Source organism: Halalkalicoccus tibetensis (assembly GCF_037996645.1).
Taxonomy (GTDB): domain Archaea; phylum Halobacteriota; class Halobacteria; order Halobacteriales; family Halalkalicoccaceae; genus Halalkalicoccus; species Halalkalicoccus tibetensis.
The window spans coordinates 264,026-282,044 of sequence record NZ_JBBMXV010000004.1 but is presented as its reverse complement, the minus strand read 5'-3'; the positions used below and the strand labels follow the sequence as shown (position 1 = coordinate 282,044).

19 protein-coding genes and 1 pseudogene are annotated in these 18,019 nt (G+C 68.2%); 6 read left to right on the top strand and 14 right to left on the bottom strand.

Annotation, left to right across the window (positions count from 1 at the left end):
• Positions 1–210: 210 nt before the first annotated feature.
• The 8 genes from leuB to WOA58_RS14265 all read right to left on the bottom strand — a co-directional run bounded on the left by leuB (position 211) and on the right by WOA58_RS14265 (position 8,476).
• Positions 211–1,188 (bottom strand): 3-isopropylmalate dehydrogenase, encoded by a 978-nt coding sequence (gene leuB, locus WOA58_RS14300; protein ID WP_340604924.1) that lies wholly within the window; start codon positions 1,186–1,188, stop codon positions 211–213.
• Entirely contained in the window at positions 1,181–1,837 is a 657-nt protein-coding gene (gene leuD / locus WOA58_RS14295) for a 3-isopropylmalate dehydratase small subunit (protein ID WP_340604923.1), read from the bottom strand. The genes leuB and leuD overlap by 8 nt, the downstream gene beginning before the upstream one ends.
• Positions 1,834–3,255 (bottom strand): 3-isopropylmalate dehydratase large subunit, encoded by a 1,422-nt coding sequence (gene leuC, locus WOA58_RS14290; protein ID WP_340604922.1) that lies wholly within the window; start codon positions 3,253–3,255, stop codon positions 1,834–1,836. The genes leuD and leuC overlap by 4 nt, the downstream gene beginning before the upstream one ends.
• Entirely contained in the window at positions 3,252–3,491 is a 240-nt protein-coding gene (locus WOA58_RS14285) for a hypothetical protein (protein WP_340604921.1), read from the bottom strand. The genes leuC and WOA58_RS14285 overlap by 4 nt, the downstream gene beginning before the upstream one ends.
• A complete protein-coding gene (ilvC, locus tag WOA58_RS14280) occupies positions 3,484–4,521 on the bottom strand; it encodes a ketol-acid reductoisomerase (RefSeq protein WP_340604920.1) in 1,038 nt (345 codons plus the stop codon). The genes WOA58_RS14285 and ilvC overlap by 8 nt, the downstream gene beginning before the upstream one ends.
• Positions 4,514–5,200 carry an acetolactate synthase small subunit gene (ilvN, locus tag WOA58_RS14275; protein WP_340604919.1) on the bottom strand — a complete coding sequence of 229 codons (687 nt, stop codon included), beginning with the start codon at positions 5,198–5,200 and terminating at the stop codon, positions 4,514–4,516. Before ilvN ends, ilvC begins: the two co-directional genes overlap by 8 nt.
• Positions 5,197–6,942, bottom strand: coding sequence for a biosynthetic-type acetolactate synthase large subunit (ilvB, locus tag WOA58_RS14270; protein WP_340604918.1), 1,746 nt, complete (start codon positions 6,940–6,942; stop codon positions 5,197–5,199). The genes ilvN and ilvB overlap by 4 nt, the downstream gene beginning before the upstream one ends.
• A gap of 316 nt (positions 6,943–7,258) precedes the next feature.
• A complete protein-coding gene (locus WOA58_RS14265) occupies positions 7,259–8,476 on the bottom strand; it encodes a LeuA family protein (RefSeq protein ID WP_340605273.1) in 1,218 nt (405 codons plus the stop codon).
• A gap of 317 nt (positions 8,477–8,793) precedes the next feature.
• Here WOA58_RS14265 and WOA58_RS14260 point away from each other — a divergent pair, with 317 nt between their 5' ends.
• Both WOA58_RS14260 and WOA58_RS14255 read left to right on the top strand, forming a co-directional pair.
• The gene (locus tag WOA58_RS14260) at positions 8,794–9,246 is read left to right on the top strand and encodes a ferritin-like domain-containing protein (protein ID WP_340604916.1); all 453 of its coding nucleotides are present in this window, start codon (positions 8,794–8,796) and stop codon (positions 9,244–9,246) included.
• A 53-nt stretch (positions 9,247–9,299) separates the two neighbouring features.
• The gene (locus tag WOA58_RS14255; protein ID WP_340604915.1) at positions 9,300–9,599 is read left to right on the top strand and encodes a DUF5779 family protein; all 300 of its coding nucleotides are present in this window, start codon (positions 9,300–9,302) and stop codon (positions 9,597–9,599) included.
• A 9-nt stretch (positions 9,600–9,608) separates the two neighbouring features.
• Here the strand turns inward: WOA58_RS14255 and WOA58_RS19090 are convergent.
• Positions 9,609–9,794 (bottom strand): annotated as a pseudogene (locus WOA58_RS19090) (MFS transporter); the annotation flags it as partial.
• A gap of 132 nt (positions 9,795–9,926) precedes the next feature.
• Positions 9,927–10,604 (bottom strand): VOC family protein, encoded by a 678-nt coding sequence (locus WOA58_RS14250; protein ID WP_340604914.1) that lies wholly within the window; start codon positions 10,602–10,604, stop codon positions 9,927–9,929.
• Positions 10,605–10,759: 155 nt separating this feature from the next.
• Here WOA58_RS14250 and WOA58_RS14245 point away from each other — a divergent pair, with 155 nt between their 5' ends.
• The gene (locus tag WOA58_RS14245) at positions 10,760–11,440 is read left to right on the top strand and encodes a hypothetical protein (RefSeq protein WP_340604913.1); all 681 of its coding nucleotides are present in this window, start codon (positions 10,760–10,762) and stop codon (positions 11,438–11,440) included.
• A gap of 42 nt (positions 11,441–11,482) precedes the next feature.
• The gene (locus WOA58_RS14240) at positions 11,483–11,899 is read left to right on the top strand and encodes a hypothetical protein (protein ID WP_340604911.1); all 417 of its coding nucleotides are present in this window, start codon (positions 11,483–11,485) and stop codon (positions 11,897–11,899) included.
• A gap of 1 nt (position 11,900) precedes the next feature.
• Here WOA58_RS14240 and WOA58_RS14235 read toward each other — a convergent pair whose 3' ends face one another.
• Positions 11,901–12,110 (bottom strand): ribbon-helix-helix domain-containing protein, encoded by a 210-nt coding sequence (locus tag WOA58_RS14235; protein ID WP_340604910.1) that lies wholly within the window; start codon positions 12,108–12,110, stop codon positions 11,901–11,903.
• A gap of 143 nt (positions 12,111–12,253) precedes the next feature.
• Here WOA58_RS14235 and WOA58_RS14230 point away from each other — a divergent pair, with 143 nt between their 5' ends.
• Complete coding sequence (locus tag WOA58_RS14230) at positions 12,254–13,198, top strand: DUF368 domain-containing protein (RefSeq protein ID WP_340604909.1); 945 nt, start codon at positions 12,254–12,256, stop codon at positions 13,196–13,198.
• 48 nt (positions 13,199–13,246) lie between these two features.
• Positions 13,247–13,513, top strand: a complete 267-nt coding sequence (locus WOA58_RS14225) for a hypothetical protein (RefSeq protein ID WP_340604908.1) — start codon at positions 13,247–13,249, stop codon at positions 13,511–13,513.
• Here WOA58_RS14225 and WOA58_RS14220 read toward each other — a convergent pair.
• Genes WOA58_RS14220 through glpA form a run of 3 tightly spaced genes read right to left on the bottom strand, consistent with a single transcriptional unit; the run spans position 13,510 to position 17,925 of the window.
• Positions 13,510–14,796 carry an anaerobic glycerol-3-phosphate dehydrogenase subunit C gene (locus WOA58_RS14220; protein ID WP_340604907.1) on the bottom strand — a complete coding sequence of 429 codons (1,287 nt, stop codon included), beginning with the start codon at positions 14,794–14,796 and terminating at the stop codon, positions 13,510–13,512. The two genes, WOA58_RS14225 and WOA58_RS14220, sit on opposite strands and share 4 nt — an antisense overlap.
• Positions 14,793–16,070, bottom strand: coding sequence for a glycerol-3-phosphate dehydrogenase subunit GlpB (glpB, locus tag WOA58_RS14215; RefSeq protein ID WP_340605272.1), 1,278 nt, complete (start codon positions 16,068–16,070; stop codon positions 14,793–14,795). The genes WOA58_RS14220 and glpB overlap by 4 nt, the downstream gene beginning before the upstream one ends.
• The gene (gene glpA / locus WOA58_RS14210; RefSeq protein ID WP_340604906.1) at positions 16,060–17,925 is read right to left on the bottom strand and encodes an anaerobic glycerol-3-phosphate dehydrogenase subunit GlpA; all 1,866 of its coding nucleotides are present in this window, start codon (positions 17,923–17,925) and stop codon (positions 16,060–16,062) included. Before glpA ends, glpB begins: the two co-directional genes overlap by 11 nt.
• Positions 17,926–18,019 lie beyond the last annotated feature (94 nt).

The window sequence follows — 18,019 nt, the reverse complement described above, 5'->3', positions numbered from 1 at the left end:
GGATCGGAGGTCGCCTCGAAAGGGAAGACCGAGCCCCGAAGGAGGTCCGATCGACGGTAACCCCCTTCGGCAGCCGGCACCCGAGGCTACCCCGGGGAGGGACGGGTGCGTTCCGGTAGTAGATTCCGCTCAAAGGAACAGAGGAAGAATAACGTGTTGTCAGCGACCCAACTGATCATCCGTCGAGATCCGCAAGGGATGGGTCGGACGCTACAGGCGGTCGACGATCGCGCTCGTCACGTCCTCGGTGCTCGCCTCGCCGCCGAGGTCCGCCGTCCGGGGGCCCTCCTCGAGCACGCCCGTCACCGCACTGTCGACCCGCTCGCTCTCCTCGTCGTAGCCCAGATGATCGAGCAACATCGCCGCGCTCAGGATGGCGGCGGTCGGGTTGGCGACCCCCTCGCCGGCGATGTCGGGGGCGGTGCCGTGGACCGGCTCGAACAGCGCGTTCTCCTCGCCGATGTTCGCGCTCGGAAGCAAGCCGAGCCCGCCGACGAGGCCGGCCGCCAAGTCCGAAAGTACGTCGCCCGCGAGGTTCGGACAGACGACGACGCCGAACTCTTCAGGGTCAAGACAGACGTGGGTCGCGAAAGCGTCCATCAGCACCTCGTCGGCGTCGACGCCGCGCTCCTCGGCGACCGCCAACACGTCCTCGCGGAACCGTCCGTCCGTCTCGCGCATCACGTTGGCCTTGTGGGCGACAGTGAAGCCGTCGTGGTCGCCCTCGGCGACGTACTCGCAGGCGAACTCCGCGAGGCGCTCCGAGGCCGAACTCGTCACCACGCGAGTGAGCGTCGAGAGGTCCTCGCTCAGCCTGTTCTCGTGGCCCGAGTAGACGCCCTCGGTGTTCTCCCGCAGGAAGACGAGGTCCGTCTCGGGGCGCAGCGCGTCGACGCCGGGATACGCGCGGGCGGGCCGGACGTTGACAAAGGAGCCGACGGCCTCCCGCAGCGGGAGGATCACGTCGGCCGCGCTCTCGCCCGCGGCACCGAACAGCGTCGCGTCCGCGCTCGCGGCCAGTTCGTAGGTCTCCTCGGGCAGTGCCTCGCCGGTTTCGTCCTTTACCGCGTCGCCGGCGTCGGCCTCCGTGAACTCGAACTCGCCGACGGCTTCGAGCACCTCCACGGCGGCGGGCGTCACCTCCTGGCCGATCCCGTCGCCAGGGACGACGGCGATCTCCTCAGTCATCGCTCATGTATGGCAGGGAGTCGGCGGTCTCGCGCACCGCGTCCTCGTTGGCTTTCATCAGTGCCGTGGTGTCCCAGACGCCCTCGACGAGCGCCTTGTGCTGGGCGTCCGCGACGTCGACGTTGACCGCCGTCTCCTCGTCGCCGCTCCCGTAGACGACGAGCTCGCGCTCGACGTCGACGGTGATCTCGGCGTCGGGGTTCTCCTCGACGAACGCCTGGAGCGCGCCGATCTCCTCGGGGCTCGCGGTCACCGTGGGAATGCCGAGCGCGAGGCAGTTGCCCGCGAAGATGGACGCGAACGACTCGCCGACGATGGCGTCGATCCCCCAGCGCTGAAGCGCCTGGGGTGCGTGCTCGCGCGAGGAGCCACAGCCGAAGTTCGCGTTGACCACCATGACGTTCGCCCCCTGATACTGCTCCTCGTTGAACGGGTGGTCCTTCTCGTTGTCCTCGCCGTCGAAGCGCTGGTCGAAGAAGGCGAACTCGCCCAGCCCGTCGAAGGTGACGACCTTCATGAACCGCGCGGGGATGATCTGGTCGGTGTCGATGTCGTTGCCCCGGATCGGGATGCCGGTGCCCGAGACGCGGTCGACGATCTCGGCGGGCCCGTCCTCGCGGTTCGCGTCCCGTTCGTTCTCGGTGCTCATGCCAGGCTCACCTCCTCCAGCGTACGCACGTCGGTCACCTCGCCGGTGATCGCCGCCGCGGCGACCATCCGGGGGTTCATCAGGACGGTGCGCCCGTCCTTGCTCCCCTGGCGGCCGACGAAGTTGCGGTTCGACGAGGAGGCACACGCCTGATCGCCCTCCAACTGATCCTCGTTCATGCCCAGACACATCGAACAGCCGGCATTTCGCCACTCGAAGCCCGCGGTCTCGAAGACGTCCTTCAGGCCCTCCTCCTCGGCGGCGCGCTGGACGCGCTGGCTGCCGGGGACGACGAGCGCCCGGACGTCCTCGGGGACTTCGCGGCCCTCGACGAGTTCGGCCGCGCGGCGCAGGTCGGCCAATCGGGCGTTCGTACACGAGCCGAGGAAGGCGACGTCGATGGGGTAGCCCTCCATCGTGTCGCCGGGCTCGACGCGCATGTGGTCCTGGGCGCGCCGGGCGGTGTCCTGCTTGTCCGCGGGCAGTTCGTCGGGATGGGGGATCGGCTGGGTGATGCCGACGCCCTGGCCCGGGGTCGTGCCCCAGGTGACGACCGGCTCCAGCGACGAGCCGTCGATCGTGACGACGTCGTCGTACTCGGCGTCCTCGTCCGAACGAACCGACTCCCAGTAGGGCTTGAGCCGCTCGAATCGCTCGGGGTCGTCCTCGAAGGCGTCGGTCTCGGCGAGCCACTCGTAGGTGGTCTCGTCGGGGTTGACGTAGCCCGCGCGGGCCCCGCCCTCGATCGACATGTTGCAGATCGACATCCGACCCTCCATGCCGAGGTTCTCGATGGCCTCGCCGGCGTACTCGTAGATGTAGCCGACGCCACCCTCGGTGCCCAGTCTCCTGATTATCTCGAGGATCACGTCCTTGGCCTCGACGCCGTCGCCGAGCTCGCCCGTGACCTCGATCTTCCTCACTTTCTGTTTCTCCATCGCGACCGTCCCCGTCGCGAGCACGTCGCGGATCTGGCTGGTTCCGATGCCAAAGGCGAGCGCGCCGAACGCGCCGTGCGTGCTCGTATGGGAGTCGCCACAGACGATCGTCATCCCCGGCTGGGTGATCCCCTGCTCGGGGCCGATGACGTGGACGATCCCCTGGTCGCCGGTGTCGGGATGGTCGAACTCGATGCCCGCCTCGCGGACGTTCTCCTCGAGCTCGCGCATCATCTCCTCGGCGGCGTCGTCGCCGTACGGTCGGGACTGATCCGCCGTCGGGACGATGTGGTCGACCGTCGCGTGGGTGCGCTCGGGGTATGCGACCTCCATGTCGCGCTCCTTGAGCATCCCGAACGCCTGCGGGCTGGTCACCTCGTGGATGAGGTGCAGGCCCACGAACAGCTGGGTCTGGCCCGTGGGGAGTTCGGTGACAGCGTGCTCGTCCCAGACCTTGTCGTAGAGGGTGCGTTCGCTCATTCTTCTACTACGTCCCCGTCGTACTCCTCGCCGCGCTCGAAGACGCGCGTCGCGCCCTCCTCGTCGTGCGGCGGGGTGTGATCGACGTCCTTCATGCTCTCGTTCGGCTCCCGGTTCGGATCACGCCCGCCGTCCGCGGCCACGACCGGCCCGCGCGCGAACAGCGCGCCCGCGCTCCGGTCGTCGTAGGGGTGGGTGTGATCGACGTCCTTCATCCGCTGTTTCTCATCAGTCATCCGCGGTCACCCTCTCCTGTTCGTCCTCGTCCTCCTCCTCGGCCCACGCGAACAGCGCGCGCAGCTCCGCGCCGACCTCCTCGATCTCGTGGTCCTTCTCGGCCTGGCGCAGCTGGGTGTAGCTCGGCCGCCCGGCCTGGTTCTCCGCGATCCACTCGCGGGCGAACGTGCCGTCCTGGACGCCCTGCAGGACCTCCTCCATGTTCTCGCGGGCGTGGTCGTCGATGACGACGTCGCCCTGGGTGAGCCCGCCGTACTCCGCCGTATCGGAGACCGAGTCCCACATCCCGCCGAGCCCGTCCTCGTACATCAGGTCGACGATGAGCTTCATCTCGTTGAGACACTCGAAGTAGGCCATCTGCGGGCTGTAGCCCGCGTCGACCAGCGTCTCGTAGCCCTGCTTGATCAGGCTCGCGATCCCGCCACAGAGCACCGCCTGCTCGCCGAACAGGTCGGTCTCGGTCTCCTCGCGGAAGGTGGTCTCGACGACGCCCGCGCGCGTACAGCCGATCGCCTGGCCGTACGCGAGCGCCTCGTCCTTGGCCTCGCCCGTTGCGTCCTGGTAGATCGCGAGCAGCGCGGGCGTGCCCTCGTCGTTCTCGTAGTTCCTCCTGAGGAGGTGCCCGGGCGTCTTCGGCGCGATCATCGTCACGTCGACGTCCTCGGGGGGATTGATCTGGTTGTAGTGGATGTTGAACCCGTGGGCGAACTGCAGCGTGTTCCCGGGTTCGAGCTCCTCCTCGATGTCGGCGTAGACCGCGGGCTGGACCGTGTCGGGCACCAGCACGCTCACGATCTCGGCCTGTGCGGCGGCCTCCTTCGGGGTCCCCACCGAGAGGCCGTCCTCGCGGGCGGCGTCCCGGGAGGACGACCCCTCCTTGAGACCGACGACCACGTCGATCCCGCTGTCGGCGAGGTTCTGTGCGTGGGCGTGGCCCTGGCTGCCGTAGCCCAGAACGGCTACGGTCTTGTCCTCGATCTGGCTGCGCTGTGCGTCGTCGTCGTAGTAGATCGTTGCTTCCTCAGTCATCGTTCGTGGTCGTCGTCGTGGTCCGCCAGCTCTCGTGCATTCGTTCGTACCGTTCCTCCTCGACGTCCGTCGTCCAGACGTCGCCGCGCGCGATCGCGGTCTGGCCCGTCCGGGCCAGCTCGCGGATGCCGAACTGCTGGAACGCGTCGATCGCGTCGTCGATCTTCCCCTCGCCGCCGGTGATCTCGATCGAGATCGTCCGCGGGCCGGCGTCCAGGACGGTCCCGTCGTACATCTCGGTGACCGCCTGGACCTTGTCGGGCTCGTCGCCGTGGACCTTCAGGATCACCAGCTCGCGCTGGATCGCGCTGTCGCCCAGCTCCTGGACCGAGATCACGGGCAGCAGCTTCTCCAGCTGCTTCTCGACCTGCCGGATCCCCGGCTCGGGCTCCTCGATGACGAGCGTGATCCGCGAGGTCTCGGGATTGGTCGTCGTCCCCACGGTGAGGCTCTCGATGTTGAACTGCCGCCGGGAGACCAGTCCCGAGGCCTTCGCGAGCACGCCGGGCTCGTTCTCGACCAGCGCCGAGATCGCGGTCCGCCGGGATCGGGGCTCGGCCTCGACCTCGGGGTCGATCCGCATCCCCTGGCTGTTTCGCCGGCCCGTCGGCCGGGGGCGCTCCTCGGGTGCGGGCCCCCGCAGCTCGTTGACCCGCTGTTCCGGTTCCTGTTCGCTCATAGCTGGTCCTCCGAGAGGGCGAACTGCCCGTTGTCCCCGCCGCTGGGCACCATCGGGTAGACGTTCGACTCGGGGTCGATGTGGAAGTCGATCACCGAGGGGCCGTCGTGGGCGATCGCGGCCTCGACGGTTTCGACGACCTCGTCGTACTCGTGGACCGAGAAGCCCTGTGCGCCGAACGCCTCGGCGAGCTTGTCGAACGCGGGCACCCACGGGTACTGCGAGGCCGAGTGGCGCCCCTCGAAGAAGGCGTCCTGCCACTGGCGGACCATCCCCACCGAGGAGTTGTTCAACACCGCGACGGTGATGTCGAGGTTCTCCCGCACCGCGACCGCGAGCTCCTGACAGGTCATCAAAAAGGAGCCGTCGCCCTCGAAGCAGACGACCTCGGTGTCGGGCTTCGCGACCTTCGCGCCGATCGCGGCGGGCAGGCCGTAGCCCATCGTTCCTAACCCATGGGAGGAGACCCACGTCCGCGGGTGGCGATAGGTCCAGTACTGACACGCCCACATCTGGTGCTGACCGACGCCCGTGGTGACGATCGCGTCGTCGGGCGTCGCCTCGTCCATCGCCTCGACGGCGAACTCGGGGCGCAGCGGCCGCTCCTCGGGCGCGGCGTAGTCCATCGGGTACTCGGCCTTCCACGTCGTACACTGCTCGCGCCACTCGGGAGCGTCGGGCGCCCGGGTCATCTCGGCGTCGAGCTGCTCGAGGACGGTGCCGGCGTCGCCGATCAGCGCGACGTCGGCCTCGATGTTCTTCGAGATCTCCGCGGGGTCGATGTCCGCGTGCAGGACCTCGGCGTCGGGCGCGAACGTCTCGATGCCGCCGGTGAGGCGGTCGTCGAACCGACAGCCCACCGCCAGCATCGTATCGCAGTGGGTGATCGCCATGTTCGCGTAGCCGGTGCCGTGCATCCCGGCCATCTCCATCGCCAGCTCGTGGTCCTCGGGGAACGAGCCCAGCGCGGGCATCGTCGTCACGACGGGGATCCCGTACTCGGTGGCGAAGGCCCTGAGGGCGTCGCTGGCCTCGCCCTTGATCACGCCGCCGCCCGCCAGGATGACGGGCTTCTCGGCGCGCTCGAGGCTCCGGACCGCTTGCTCGACGGCCTCGTCGTCGGCCTCGTACTGCGGGTCGTAGGTGTCGGGCGTCCGGGGCGGGCCCGGCTCCCGGTCGGTTCCGGCGTTGGTGACGTCCTTCGGGAGGTCGACGACCGTGGGGCCGGGTCGACCCGTCCCCGAGAGCGCGAACGCCTCGGCGACGGTGTCGCCGACCGTGTCGGCGTCGGTCGCGAAGTAGTTCGTCTTCGTGATCGGGCGCGTGACGCCCGTCGTGTCGGTCTCCTGGAAGGCGTCGTTGCCGACCGACGCCGTCGCGACCTGGCCGGTGAGCGCGAGGACCGGGTCCGAATCCATGTCGGCGTCCGCGAGCCCGGTCACGAGATTGGTCGCGCCCGGCCCCGAGGTCGCGAGACAGACGCCGGGTTCGCCGGCGACGATCCCGAAGGCGTCCGCGGCGTGGGCCGCGCCCTGCTCGTGGGCCATCGTGACGTGGCGGATCGAGGAGTCGTACAGCGCGTCGTAGACGGGCATGATCGCCCCGCCCTGGACGCCGAAGCAGGTCTCGACGCCCGCGCCCTCGAGCGCGCGGATCACCGAACTCGCGCCGTTCTCGACGGGTAGTTCGACGTCCGGATCGCTCTCCTCGTCGTCGATCGTGGTGGATGCTTGCTTGCTCATCGTTCGGTCCGTTCGGCACTGGTTTGCGGGCGATGCGGCGGTCGACAGCGGTCGGTTCGTGGGTTCATCGGTTGGGATAGCGCGCGTGCTGGTGGTCGGGAGACGGTGCGGCCGGGTCGAGGAGAGTGGGTGGTGTAGGGGCTAAACCCCTACAATAATGAGCGCGCGCGCTACGACCGCGTCGCTGTCGGGAAGCGCCGGCCCGAGAGCGGTGGTCGTCTGCATCTATCTGCGGTGTGGGAAGCCGTGGGTAATAACCCTTCCGGGTCCCGTCTCCGCTGTGGCGTCGCTGGCCGGCGCGCGCTCGAGGGGCCATCTACGCTCTGACCTCCTCCTCCCGAGAGACCCCGATCTCGCGGGCGAAGCGCTCGACGTCGCTCCGGGTGACGCGGTTCTTCTCCGCGCCGTAGTCCTTCACCCGACGGGTGATCTCGCGGACCTCCCCGTCGGTGGGATCGAAGCCGGCCTCGGTCAGGAACTCCCGGACCGAGTGGGTGCCGGTGTGCTTGCCCAACACGAGCTCGCGCTTCGCGCCGACCATCTCGGGGGTCATGATCCCCGGCTCGAACGTGTCGCTGTTCTCGATCACGCCCGCAGCGTGGATCCCGCTCTCGTGGGAGAAGGCGTTTGCCCCGACGATCGGCTTGTTCGCCGGCACCGGGACGTCGCTCTTCTCCTCGATCAGGCGCGACAGCTCCGTGATCCTCGTCGTGTCGATCCCGGTGTCGATCCCGTAGATCGATTCGGCGGCCATCACGACCTCCTCGTAGGCCGCGTTGCCCGCGCGCTCGCCGATGCCGTTGACGCTGACCTGGGCCTGCTCGGCGCCGGCCTCGAAGCCGGCGATGGCGTTCGCGCTCGCCATCCCGAAGTCGTCGTGGGCGTGGACGTCGACGCGCGCGTCGGTGTGCTCGCGGACGAGCTTCACCAGCGCGCTCATTCGACTGGGGGTCGCGACCCCGCAGGTGTCGGGGATGTTGATCCAGTCGACGCCGACCTCGTCGACGGCCTCGAGGATCTCGGCGAGGAACTCGCTGTCGGTGCGCGTGGCGTCCATCGGCGAGAACATCACCTCGACGCCCGCGTCGTTGACGCGCTGTACCGATTCGACCGCCCGCTCCTTGACGTCCTCACGGGTGGCGTGCATCGAGTCCTCGATCTGGACGTCGCTGGTCGAGACGAAGACGTGGATCATCCCCACGCCCGAATCGATCGCGCTCTCGACGTCCTTCTCGACGACGCGGGCCAGCCCGCAGACCGTCGAACTCGTCGAGGCGGCGATGTCGCTGACCGCCTCGAACTCCGCGTCGCTGTTGACGGGGAACCCGGCCTCGATGACGTGGGTCCCCATCTCGTCCAGCACCGCTGCTATCTCGCGCTTGTCGTCGTAACTGAACGACGTCCGCGGCGTCTGCTCTCCGTCACGTAGTGTGGTGTCGAAAACCCGTACCGTCTCGATCTCGTCACTGGAAGCTAACGTGCCCTGGAAGAACTCGACCCCCCCGACTGGTGTCGGAGGCGTCCATGTTGTTATTGGACATGGTGTTCGTTTCCAGAGCCGCCGTGATATATAAACCCACCGCTGCGACGCCGCGCCGTGGTGCGAGATACCGTTCGGCTCGCTGGTACGATCCGGGAAACCGCACGACTGCACCGTTGTATAATGTCCTTAATCTCATTGGATATCTGGGTACGGTATAGTGCCCGACGGACGGCGGGCAGGCCGACGTCAGAAATATTCGACTCTTTTCTTGTGGAATCTATGTCCAGAAGCGCGGCGCGCGCCCCGAAACTGGACGAGTGTTGGTGCAGCGGACACACTGAAGGGGGTGGCAGCCGAAGGGCGATCGCATGACGAACGATCAGGTCATCGACCTCCTGCGGGAGGCGTATATGGACGAACTCGAGACCGTGATGAACTACCTGGCGAACTCGATCGTCCTCGACGGGGTCCACGCCGAGGGGATCAAGGAGAGCCTCGATCTGGACGTCGACGAGGAGCTCAACCACGCGCGCATGCTCGGCCAGCGCCTCAAGCAGCTCGACGCCCGGCCGCCGGCATCGGGCGAGTTCGAGGCGGGCCAGCAGGGGCTCCAGCCCCCCGAGAACAGCACGGACATTCTCAGCGTCATCGACGGCGTGATCGAGGCCGAGGAGGACGCGATCGAGACCTACCGGTCGTTGATCACCGCCGCCGAGGAGGCAAACGACCCCGTCACGGAGGACCTCGCCGTCGACCTCCTCAGCGACGAGGAGGCCCACCGCGCGGAGTTCCGCGGGTTCCGCCGGGAGTACAAGGACTGAGCGGGCGGCGGCCGACGCTAGACTTTTTGCGGGCGGGGAGCGACCCCCAGCGTATGGCAGACTTCAACCTCGACCTGCGGTCGGTCGAGGAACACATCGACGACGAGGACGAGGAGAGCGAGGGGTCGCGGAAGGTAACGCTCGGCGTTCTCGACGGGACCACTCCCCCCGAGGAGTGGATCGCGGCCACCGAGCGCGGCGAGGTCCTCGTCCTCGCGGTCGACGGCGAACTGAACGAGCTCGCGAGCGGCTTCGCGCGCGAGATCAGCGAGGACGGCGGCGAGCTCGTCCACTTCCGGCAGTTCCTCATCGTCACGCCGCCGGGCGTGAGCGTCGACACGGATCGACTCTGAGTTCGGGGCTCACCACGTCGTCAGCGCGCCACTGCCGTGATCGGAGACGAGGATCCCGAGGAAGGCGAGCACGCCCGTGATCGCGAAGGCGCTGCCGACGTAGAACACCGAAGCCATGCTCACTTCGACCATGAGCCAGCCGGCGATGAGCGGCCCGGCGACCGATCCCGGTCGCCAGATGAGCTCCCGAATCCCGCAGCAGCGTGATCAGCGTGATGAAACCGAACCCCTCCGCGAAGCGGGTCGCATAGAGCGTCAGAAACTGGAGGGAGTCGCCGTCCACACCGTCCCTGTCAAGGGTCGCGCCATAGCTATTTCGAAACGTAACTACTCGAACGTCAGGGAGTGGCCGTCGGGATCGAGGACCCGCAGCCCGCCGTCCACCCGTTCGACCGCACAGGCACGGTCTCTGACGTTCGCCACAGCGTCGTCGGGGTCGGCCGTCCCGAACCCGAGGTCGACGTGGACGCCACCGCGGGCGTCCGCGAGTCCCAGCTGGGGCTCCCAGAGTTCGAGGTCCATCGGCCCCGCCAATCGTACCCGCCGCCGTTCGTCCCCCCGATCGACGACCCCGAAGCCGAGGTCGGTGTAAAAGTCCTCAGCCCGGTCGAGCTCCGCGACTTCGAGAACGACCTCGAAGATCCCGGTGAGCCCCGATCCCTCGCCGTCTCCCGCCTCCCCGATCTCGACGCAGTGGTCGTCGGGGTCGTCGACGTACAGCGAGCGCGCGGAGCCGAAGCTGTGTTCGACGGGTTCGAGGTCCTCTAACCGTGCCCACCAGTCGTCGTACTCCGAGGGAGGGGTGGAAAAGGCGTAGTGGGTGTGCAGGCCGCCACGGGGGACGGCACGGGGACGACGCAGGACCAGCTCCGTTTCGCCGGCACGAAAGACGAGTTCGGTGTCGCTCTCGCGCTCGACCGGCAACCCGAGACGGGTCGTGTAGAACTCGCGGGCCCGGTCGAGGTACTTGACCTCGAGGGCGAGGTGGTCCAGGGACTGGAGCATGGCCGAGGATACTCGCGGACCGCCATAAGTCGTGAGGCGCCGGCGGGCCGGACGGCGTGCCCGAGTCTCCGGGTGTGTGGATCCTCGCGTAGCGCGACGGACGCGAGTGCCTCCTGAGGCGGCGTTTTATCGGGCTGGGTGCCCTACCCTCGTCCATGCCGATGAAACAGGGCGGCGAGGCGAGGGACGCACGCAGGGTCGAGGAGTTCGACGGGGGCTTCAGCTGGATCGCCTTCCCCGAGGAGGAGATGCGGCGTGCGAGCCACGCGCTCGTCGAGGACGGCGACGTCTGGCTGATCGACCCCGTCGATACGCCCGAGCTCGACGGATGGGTCGAGGAGGTAGGCGAGGTCCGCGGGGTCGTCGTGTTGCTCGATCGCCACACCCGCGACGCCGCGGAGGTCGCGAACCGCCACGTGGTCCCGGTCTACCTCCCCGAGGAGTTCGCCGAGGCCCGCGAGGAGATCGACGCGCCCGTCGAGACGTTCGCCGACGGGTTGCCCGACACCGGCTATCGATCCTTCGCTGTCCTCGATACCCCGGTCTGGACGGAGGTCGGCCTCTATAACGACGAGAGCGGCACGCTGGTGGTCGCCGAGAGCGTCGGCACCGCCGAGTTCTTCCGCGCGCCGGGCGAGCGCCTCGGCGTCCACCCCGCTCGCCGGCTGTTCCCGCCGACCGCCCTGCGGGGCTTCCTCCCCGAGCGGGTCCTCGTCGGCCACGGCGAGCCGGTGACCGACGACGCGCCCGAGGCGCTGCGCGAGGCGCTCGCGGGCTCGCGGAAGAACTCCCCGCGGCTCTACGCGAAGAGCATCCGGACGTTCCTCCCGCTATAACTGGCAGAATAGTTATGATTGTGGGGCGGGTATAGGTAGTAAGTGGTCTACATCACGCGCGGATTGGCGACGGCCCTCCTCGAGTTCGCCGAGGAGGCCGAGCCCGAGCGGTTCTCCGTCGGCCTCGGGACTACCCCCGCGGGCGAGTTCGACGACGACGAGGAGCTCGGCCTCCCCGCCGAGACGCCCGTCTTCACGCATTTCTACCACCCCGACGCGGGCCGCTCGGTCAACGCGGTCTTCGGGATGGACTTCTCGACGCCGGCCGGCCGGACCCAGGGGCGGTTCGTCTCGCATCCACAGGGGAAGCTGACGGTCGAACTCACCGACGACCTGCACGCGACGATGCTCGTCGCGGTGCCCCCCTGGGAGCCCGAGGGGTTCGCGGCCTTCGACAGGCGGGGCGACCGCCAGCCCCTCGAACTCCTCGCGGCCGAGCCGCCGACCGAGTCGCTCTGAGCTACTGCAGATACCCCAGATCGCGGAGCTGGTCGGTGATCTCCTCGAACTCCGCCTCGGTGAGCTCGCCCCGTTTCTGGTGCTGGATGACGATGCTACGCAGGAGGAAGCGCACGAGGTCGCTCGTGCTCTGGAAGCTCGTACCCTCGATGGTCTCCTCGACGCGCTCGGCCAGGTCCTTCGGGATGGAGACGGTGGTGTACTCGGTCACGCGCCGTGCTACTTGCCGAAGCGGGAAGCCGTTATCGCTCCTCGCGATCGGGGCGGCGATCTACGGGGCGGGACGGTCGCGGTCGAAGGGGCTGCCGACGAGTGATCGGTGCGGTTTTGTCCCCCGACGGGGAACGAAAGCCAATGCGCGAGTGGCTCTCGATCTATCTGAAGGGTGTCTGTATGGGCGCGGCCGACATCGTCCCCGGCGTCTCGGGCGGGACGATCGCCCTCATCGCGGGGATCTACGACCGGCTGATCGCCGCCATCGCCGGCCTCGACCCCCGAATCCTCGCGACGGTGCCCGCGCTCGCGAGCGGCGAGGGCCGCACCCGATTTCGCGACGACCTCCTCGAAATGGACGTCCCCTTCCTGCTGGTCCTCGGGCTGGGGATCGGAACGGCCGTCCTCCTCATGTCCCGGCTGATCACCGCTGCGTTCGAGGCGTATCCCGCCGTGCTGAACGGCTTCTTCTTCGGCCTGATCGCCGCCTCGGCGGTCGTGATCTACCGGGTGACCGATGTCGACACGCCCGGTCGAATCGGGGCACTCCTGTTCGGGGCGGTACTGGCCTTTTTCGTCAGTGGTGCGACCGAGTCGGGCGGGGAGGCGAGCCTCCTGCTCGTCTTTCTCGCGGGGGCGATCGCCATCTCGGCGATGGTCCTCCCGGGGATCTCGGGGGCGGCCTTCCTCTACATCCTCGGGCAGTACGAATACATGCTCGGCGCGCTGACCGAGTTTACGGACGCGCTGGTCGGCCTGTTCGGCGACGGATCGCTCGAAGCGGTCGTCGACCCGGGCGTCCCGGTCGTCGTCTTCATGGTCGGGGCGACCGTCGGCCTGCTGACGATGGCCCGGCTCGTGAGGCGCGCGCTCGAACGCAACCGGATGGCGACGCTCGGCTTCCTCGTCGGGCTGATGGTCGGGGCGCTTCGCCTGCCCGTCGACGAGGCCGCCGCCGCGACCGAGGTCTGGACGCCCGGCCTGCTCGCCGCGGTCGTCGGCGCGACGCTCGTCGGCGCCGCGGTCGTCCTCGGGTTCGATCACTACACCGACTCGCTCGACTACACCGAGGACACCGCGATCTGAACGACCGCCGGAGGAAACTACAGGGGGCTTCGGCTCCCTACCCCGAGTATGAGCGACACCGACGCCGGCGGGGACGCGGACGAACGAAAGGAGTCGACGACCTGGCTCGACACCGCCGACTCGGTGATCGATCGAAACCTCGCGCGCGACGAGACGATCGAACTCACCGCCGAGGACCTCACGGTCGACGTTCCCACGGAGTTCGGCGAGAGCCCGCCGGCGACCGTCCGCCTCAACGGTAGCGTCAAAATCAGCTCCGAGGGGCTCTCGGGCCCGCTGTTCGCGTGGCTCGACTGGTGGGACGACCGCGATTAATCGACCAGCGCGTCCTCCATCACCTGAAGGGGATGTCGGACCTCGTAGCCCGTCCCGTGTTCCATCTGCATCGCGCAGGTCGGACACTCGGTCATCCCCGCGTCGGGTTCGGCGTCCTCCATGTGGTGGAACATCTCCGCGCCGATCTTCATCGAGGTGTCGTACTTCTCCTCCTTCCAGCCGTAGGTGCCCGAAATGCCCGAACACGAGTCGCCGACGTCCTCGGCCTCCGCACCCTCGACCCGATCGAGCAGCTCGATCGCCTGTCCCGCGAGCCCCTGGTTGCGCGCGTGACACGGCGCGTGATAGGCGAAGCGCTCGGAATCGACCTCGCTTTCCTCCAGTGCCCCCGAGAGGTCCTCGTGGATCCGGAGGTATTCCAGCGCCTCGTAGGTGTGCGCGGAGACGTCCTCGATGCCATCGAGATCGAACAGCTCGGGGTACTCCTGGCGAAGCGAGAGCGAACAGGAGGTACACGAGGCGATGACGTCGGCGCCGTCCTCGATGGCCGCCGAGAGCTCGGCGACGTTGGTTTCCGCGGCGCGCCGCGCGTCGGGCAACATCCCGTTGGCGAACATCGGGGTGCCCGAGCACTTCTGGGGCGGCACCATGACCTCGTAGCCGAAGGACTCGAAGACCCGCACCATCGCCTTGCCGACCTCGGGGGTGTTGTAGTTCGAGTAGCAGCCGTGGAAGTACGCGACGCGCTTCTCGTCGCTCTCCACGTTGGCTCCGTCCCTTTCGGACCACCACTCCCGGAAGGTCTGTTCGGCGAACTCGGGGAACTCCCGCTCGGCGGTGATTCCCATCACCTTCTCGTTGACCTCCTGAACTACCGAATTACTCATCAGGAAGTTCGTCAGGCGGGGGACCTTCGAGCCGACCCACGCGAGCGTGCCGTAGTTCGAGAGGATCCGATTGCGGATGTACTCCCGGGAGAGCTTCGCCATCTGGTTCTCGACGAAGGTCCCCCGCGCGGTGTTGTGCATCTGGCTGAGCGGCACGTCCGAGGGACAGGCCGAGTCACAGCGCATGCAGTTCGAGCAGTTCATCACCGAGTCGTCGATGTCCTGATCGCTCTTGCGCTTCAGGCGCCACTGTTCCGGCCCCTGGAACTTCGGGCCGGGGAAGTCGTCGTCGACGGCCGCGACCGGACACTCGCTGTCGCAGGTCGAACATTTGTAACAGTCGTCGGCCCCCGATCGGAGGTCCATCCCTCCGGACTCGGCCTCGGGGAACACTTCTACCGGTTCGAACTCGTCGGAACTCTCTGCGTCACTCATTGTGTTGTTAGATCCTCGCTCGCGTTTCGGCCGGCGACCAGTCCGGTCGCCAGCGAGACGCCGCTTCCCGATTTCTCGCGCGCCAGATCGTAGCCGCCCAGCACCGCGCCCGCCGCCCGGAGGTTCGAGAACTCTGGCTCGCCCTCGGAATCGAGCGGCCGGAGGCTATCATCGGTGTCCATCCCGAAGCGGGCGAACGGCTGGTCGTCGAAGACGTGGTCATGAAACCACTCGTAGCGCTCCTCGGGCTGGGGGACGTGACAGTCGAAGACCGGCTCGCTGATCCCCTCGCGATCGGAGTCGATCCCCTTGCCCACGAGCCCGCCCGTCGCCAGCACGACCTGATCCGCGTGATAGGGGGTCTCGCGTCGGCCCCGGTCGATCGAGACCGAGGTGATCCGGCCCTCGTCCTCGGTGTAATCGACGGCCGGGTTGCCCGACTCGACGCGCACGCCCTCCGCGTCGAGGGCCTCCTCGAGGCGGTCCTCGAGGCGCATCCCCGGCAGGCTCGGCGGCCCCATCGGCACCTCGAAGACCGGCACGCCGAGTTCGGCCTCGAGGGTTTCGCGTACCGCGCCGGGGTCGTGGTCGCCCAGCAGCGCGGGAAAGCCCACGCGTTCCGCATCGCCGAGGTGCTCGGCGACCAGATCCGCGAGCGCCTCGCGGGTGCCGGTTCGGTTCTCGCGATCGAGCAGCTCGTCGGCGTCGAGCGCCTTCGCCAGCCGGGTGACCCGGGCGTCGGCCCGGAACTCGCCGGGGAACCGGACCGTGACCCCCCGGACGTCGAACGGCACCGAGGCGTCGAGACGCTCGGCCGCGAGCGGCGCGTCGAAGCCCGTGACGACCTCGAAGCCTACCAGCAGCGTGTCCTCGGCTCGGCTCGCCAGCCCCGCCGCCGCACTCGTCGGATACCGGCTCGTGGGTTTGATCCGCCCGCCGTAGGTCGGCGAGAGCGCGTTCACGTCGGTGTGCCCGCCCTCGTAGAGCCCCTCGGTGAGTTCGTCGAACAGCGCGAGCGACTCGCGGACCGCGTCGACGCCCACCGTCCGATAGGGGTGCTCGTCGGGCAGGTCGGGGATCGCCTCGAAGGGCTCGACGATCGGCTCGTCGCTCCCGTGATAGCCCAGCACGTCGACCAGCCCGCTGGCGTTGCGCAGCGTGTTCTCCTTGTGCGTGACAAGCCGGGTTCGGGCCCCGCCGCGCGCGGCGACGATGGCCGCGGTCGCGCCCGCGAGCCCGCCGCCGATCACGAGTACGTCGTCCTCAATCGCCATGGTCGCCTCCCCGTCGCCCGCCGTCGGATCGAGGATCCGACGAGGATCGCGAACCATCCTCGGACCGTCTCGCGGTCCGATGTGGATCGCGCTCGTCTCGCTCGCGCTCACCGTGGGTTCGCTCATCGCCGTCCGTCGCCGCCTCGGCGCCCGAATCGAACGCGTCGAACTCCGTTACGGCGGGCTCGCGGTCGAGGCTCATCGTCGTGCCGTGGAGCTGGTAGTTCAAGGCGGCCTGCGAGAGCCCCTCGCCCCACAGCGCGTGGCGCTCGCCCTTCCAGCGCTCCTGTACGAGCTCGTCCCACGCTTCGCTGACGGTCGCCTCGTCGTACTCGGGGTGGAGCTCGCCGGCCATCCGGTGACAGCAGAAGCCGCCCTGACAGTTGCCCATCGAGGCGCGGGTCCTGATCCGCACGGCGTTGAGGTCGCTTCCCGCGCCCTCGATGGCGTCCTGGATCTCCGCGCGCGTGACCGCCTCGCAGTCACAGATCACGGGGTTGGGTTCGTCGGTCTTCAGCACCTCGTCGGCCCGCGAACCGAGCCGCTGGACGCTGCGGCGGGCGATCGGGGAGCGGAGCCCGAACTCGTCCATGTAGTCGCGAAGCACCGAGAAGTCCTCGCTGCCGGGGAGCGGCTCGTCGGCGGTACGACACTCCGCGGTGACGTCGAGCTTCTCGCAGACGTGGTCAGAGATCTTCTCGGCCATCAGCCGGTAGGTGGTGAACTTCCCGCCGACGATGCTAGTCATCCCCGGCAGGGAATCGCGGTCCTCGTGGTCGAGCAGGAAGAAGTCTCGCGTGATGTCGGTGGGGTCGGTCGTTCCGGTTCCAGGGGGTTCGTACAGCGGCCGGACGCCCCAAAAGGAGCGGATGGTCCGGGCGTCCTCGAGGATCGGCACGAGTCCCGAGAGCTCCTCGATCATCATGTCGACCTCCCAGCGCTCCTCGGGATAGTCCTCGGGGTCGTCGACCTCGACGTCCGTGGTCCCCAGGATCGCGGTCGTCTCGTGGGGGACGATGATGTCGGCGTCGCCCTTCTTCCGACAGCGGTTGATCACCGTATCGACCTGCCGGGCGTTCATGATCACCATCACGCCCTTCGAGGGCCGGACCTCGACGTCGACGCCGGCCATCTCTCCGACGCGCCCGGCCCACGCGCCCGTCGCGTTCACGACGTGGTCGGCCCGGATCTCCTCGACGGTGCCGGGCTCGGCGTGGTCTCGCTTTCCGGGCCCCGACTCGTGTTCGACCTCCACGCCGACGACACGGCCTCGCGGGCCTCGCCCGCTCGGCATCTCCGAGGCACTTCGTGCCTCGCCTTCCCCGCCCTCCACGAGGACGTCGGTCACCTTCGCGTGGGTCTCGACGCGCGCACCGTGTTCGATCGCGTCGGCCGCGTTGGCCACGCAGAGGCGGAACGGATCGACCGCGCCGTCGGGCACCGCGATCGCGCGTTTGACCTCGCGGGTGAGATACGGCTCGCGTTCGCGGGCCTCCTCGGCCGAGAGGACCTCCGCGGGGATGTCACACTCCCGACACCCCTCGAGTTTCTGCTCGAAGTACTCGTCGGGGTCGTCCTCCAGTTGGACGAACATCCCGCCGGTCATCTCGACGCAGTGGCCCGCGATCTCGCGCAGCACCCTGTTCTCCTCGATACACTCGCGCGCGCTCGCCTGGTCGGAGACGGCGTACCGGCCGCCGCTGTGGAGCAGCCCGTGCATCCGCCCCGTCGTACCGTGGGTGAGGTTGCCCTGCTCGACGAGCGCCACCGAGAGCCCGCGCATCGCCAGGTCGCGGACGATGCCACAGCCCGTCGAGCCGCCGCCGACGACGAGGACGTCGACCCTGTCTGTCATCGTCTTCCCGTTGGCTCCCGTCTACTTTACTTTACCCCTCGACGCGACCCAGGAGTAAACTATTTCCCACATGACTGATTGTTAGATTAGTAAT

What these genes read in the sequence shown, in the direction of transcription:
- ilvB (WP_340604918.1), bottom strand. Translation starts at nt 6,942, where the DNA reads ATGAGCAAGCAAGCATCCACCACGATCGACGACGAGGAGAGCGATCCG.
- ilvN (WP_340604919.1), bottom strand. Translation starts at nt 5,200, where the DNA reads ATGAGCGAACAGGAACCGGAACAGCGGGTCAACGAGCTGCGGGGGCCC.
- WOA58_RS14255 (WP_340604915.1), top strand. Translation starts at nt 9,300, where the DNA reads ATGGCAGACTTCAACCTCGACCTGCGGTCGGTCGAGGAACACATCGAC.
- ilvC (WP_340604920.1), bottom strand. Translation starts at nt 4,521, where the DNA reads ATGACTGAGGAAGCAACGATCTACTACGACGACGACGCACAGCGCAGC.
- WOA58_RS14250 (WP_340604914.1), bottom strand. Translation starts at nt 10,604, where the DNA reads ATGCTCCAGTCCCTGGACCACCTCGCCCTCGAGGTCAAGTACCTCGAC.
- WOA58_RS14225 (WP_340604908.1), top strand. Translation starts at nt 13,247, where the DNA reads ATGAGCGACACCGACGCCGGCGGGGACGCGGACGAACGAAAGGAGTCG.
- glpA (WP_340604906.1), bottom strand. Translation starts at nt 17,925, where the DNA reads ATGACAGACAGGGTCGACGTCCTCGTCGTCGGCGGCGGCTCGACGGGC.
- WOA58_RS14285 (WP_340604921.1), bottom strand. Translation starts at nt 3,491, where the DNA reads ATGACTGATGAGAAACAGCGGATGAAGGACGTCGATCACACCCACCCC.
- WOA58_RS14230 (WP_340604909.1), top strand. Translation starts at nt 12,254, where the DNA reads ATGCGCGAGTGGCTCTCGATCTATCTGAAGGGTGTCTGTATGGGCGCG.
- WOA58_RS14260 (WP_340604916.1), top strand. Translation starts at nt 8,794, where the DNA reads ATGACGAACGATCAGGTCATCGACCTCCTGCGGGAGGCGTATATGGAC.
- WOA58_RS14245 (WP_340604913.1), top strand. Translation starts at nt 10,760, where the DNA reads ATGCCGATGAAACAGGGCGGCGAGGCGAGGGACGCACGCAGGGTCGAG.
- glpB (WP_340605272.1), bottom strand. Translation starts at nt 16,070, where the DNA reads ATGGCGATTGAGGACGACGTACTCGTGATCGGCGGCGGGCTCGCGGGC.
- leuC (WP_340604922.1), bottom strand. Translation starts at nt 3,255, where the DNA reads ATGAGCGAACGCACCCTCTACGACAAGGTCTGGGACGAGCACGCTGTC.
- leuD (WP_340604923.1), bottom strand. Translation starts at nt 1,837, where the DNA reads ATGAGCACCGAGAACGAACGGGACGCGAACCGCGAGGACGGGCCCGCC.
- WOA58_RS14220 (WP_340604907.1), bottom strand. Translation starts at nt 14,796, where the DNA reads ATGAGTGACGCAGAGAGTTCCGACGAGTTCGAACCGGTAGAAGTGTTC.
- leuB (WP_340604924.1), bottom strand. Translation starts at nt 1,188, where the DNA reads ATGACTGAGGAGATCGCCGTCGTCCCTGGCGACGGGATCGGCCAGGAG.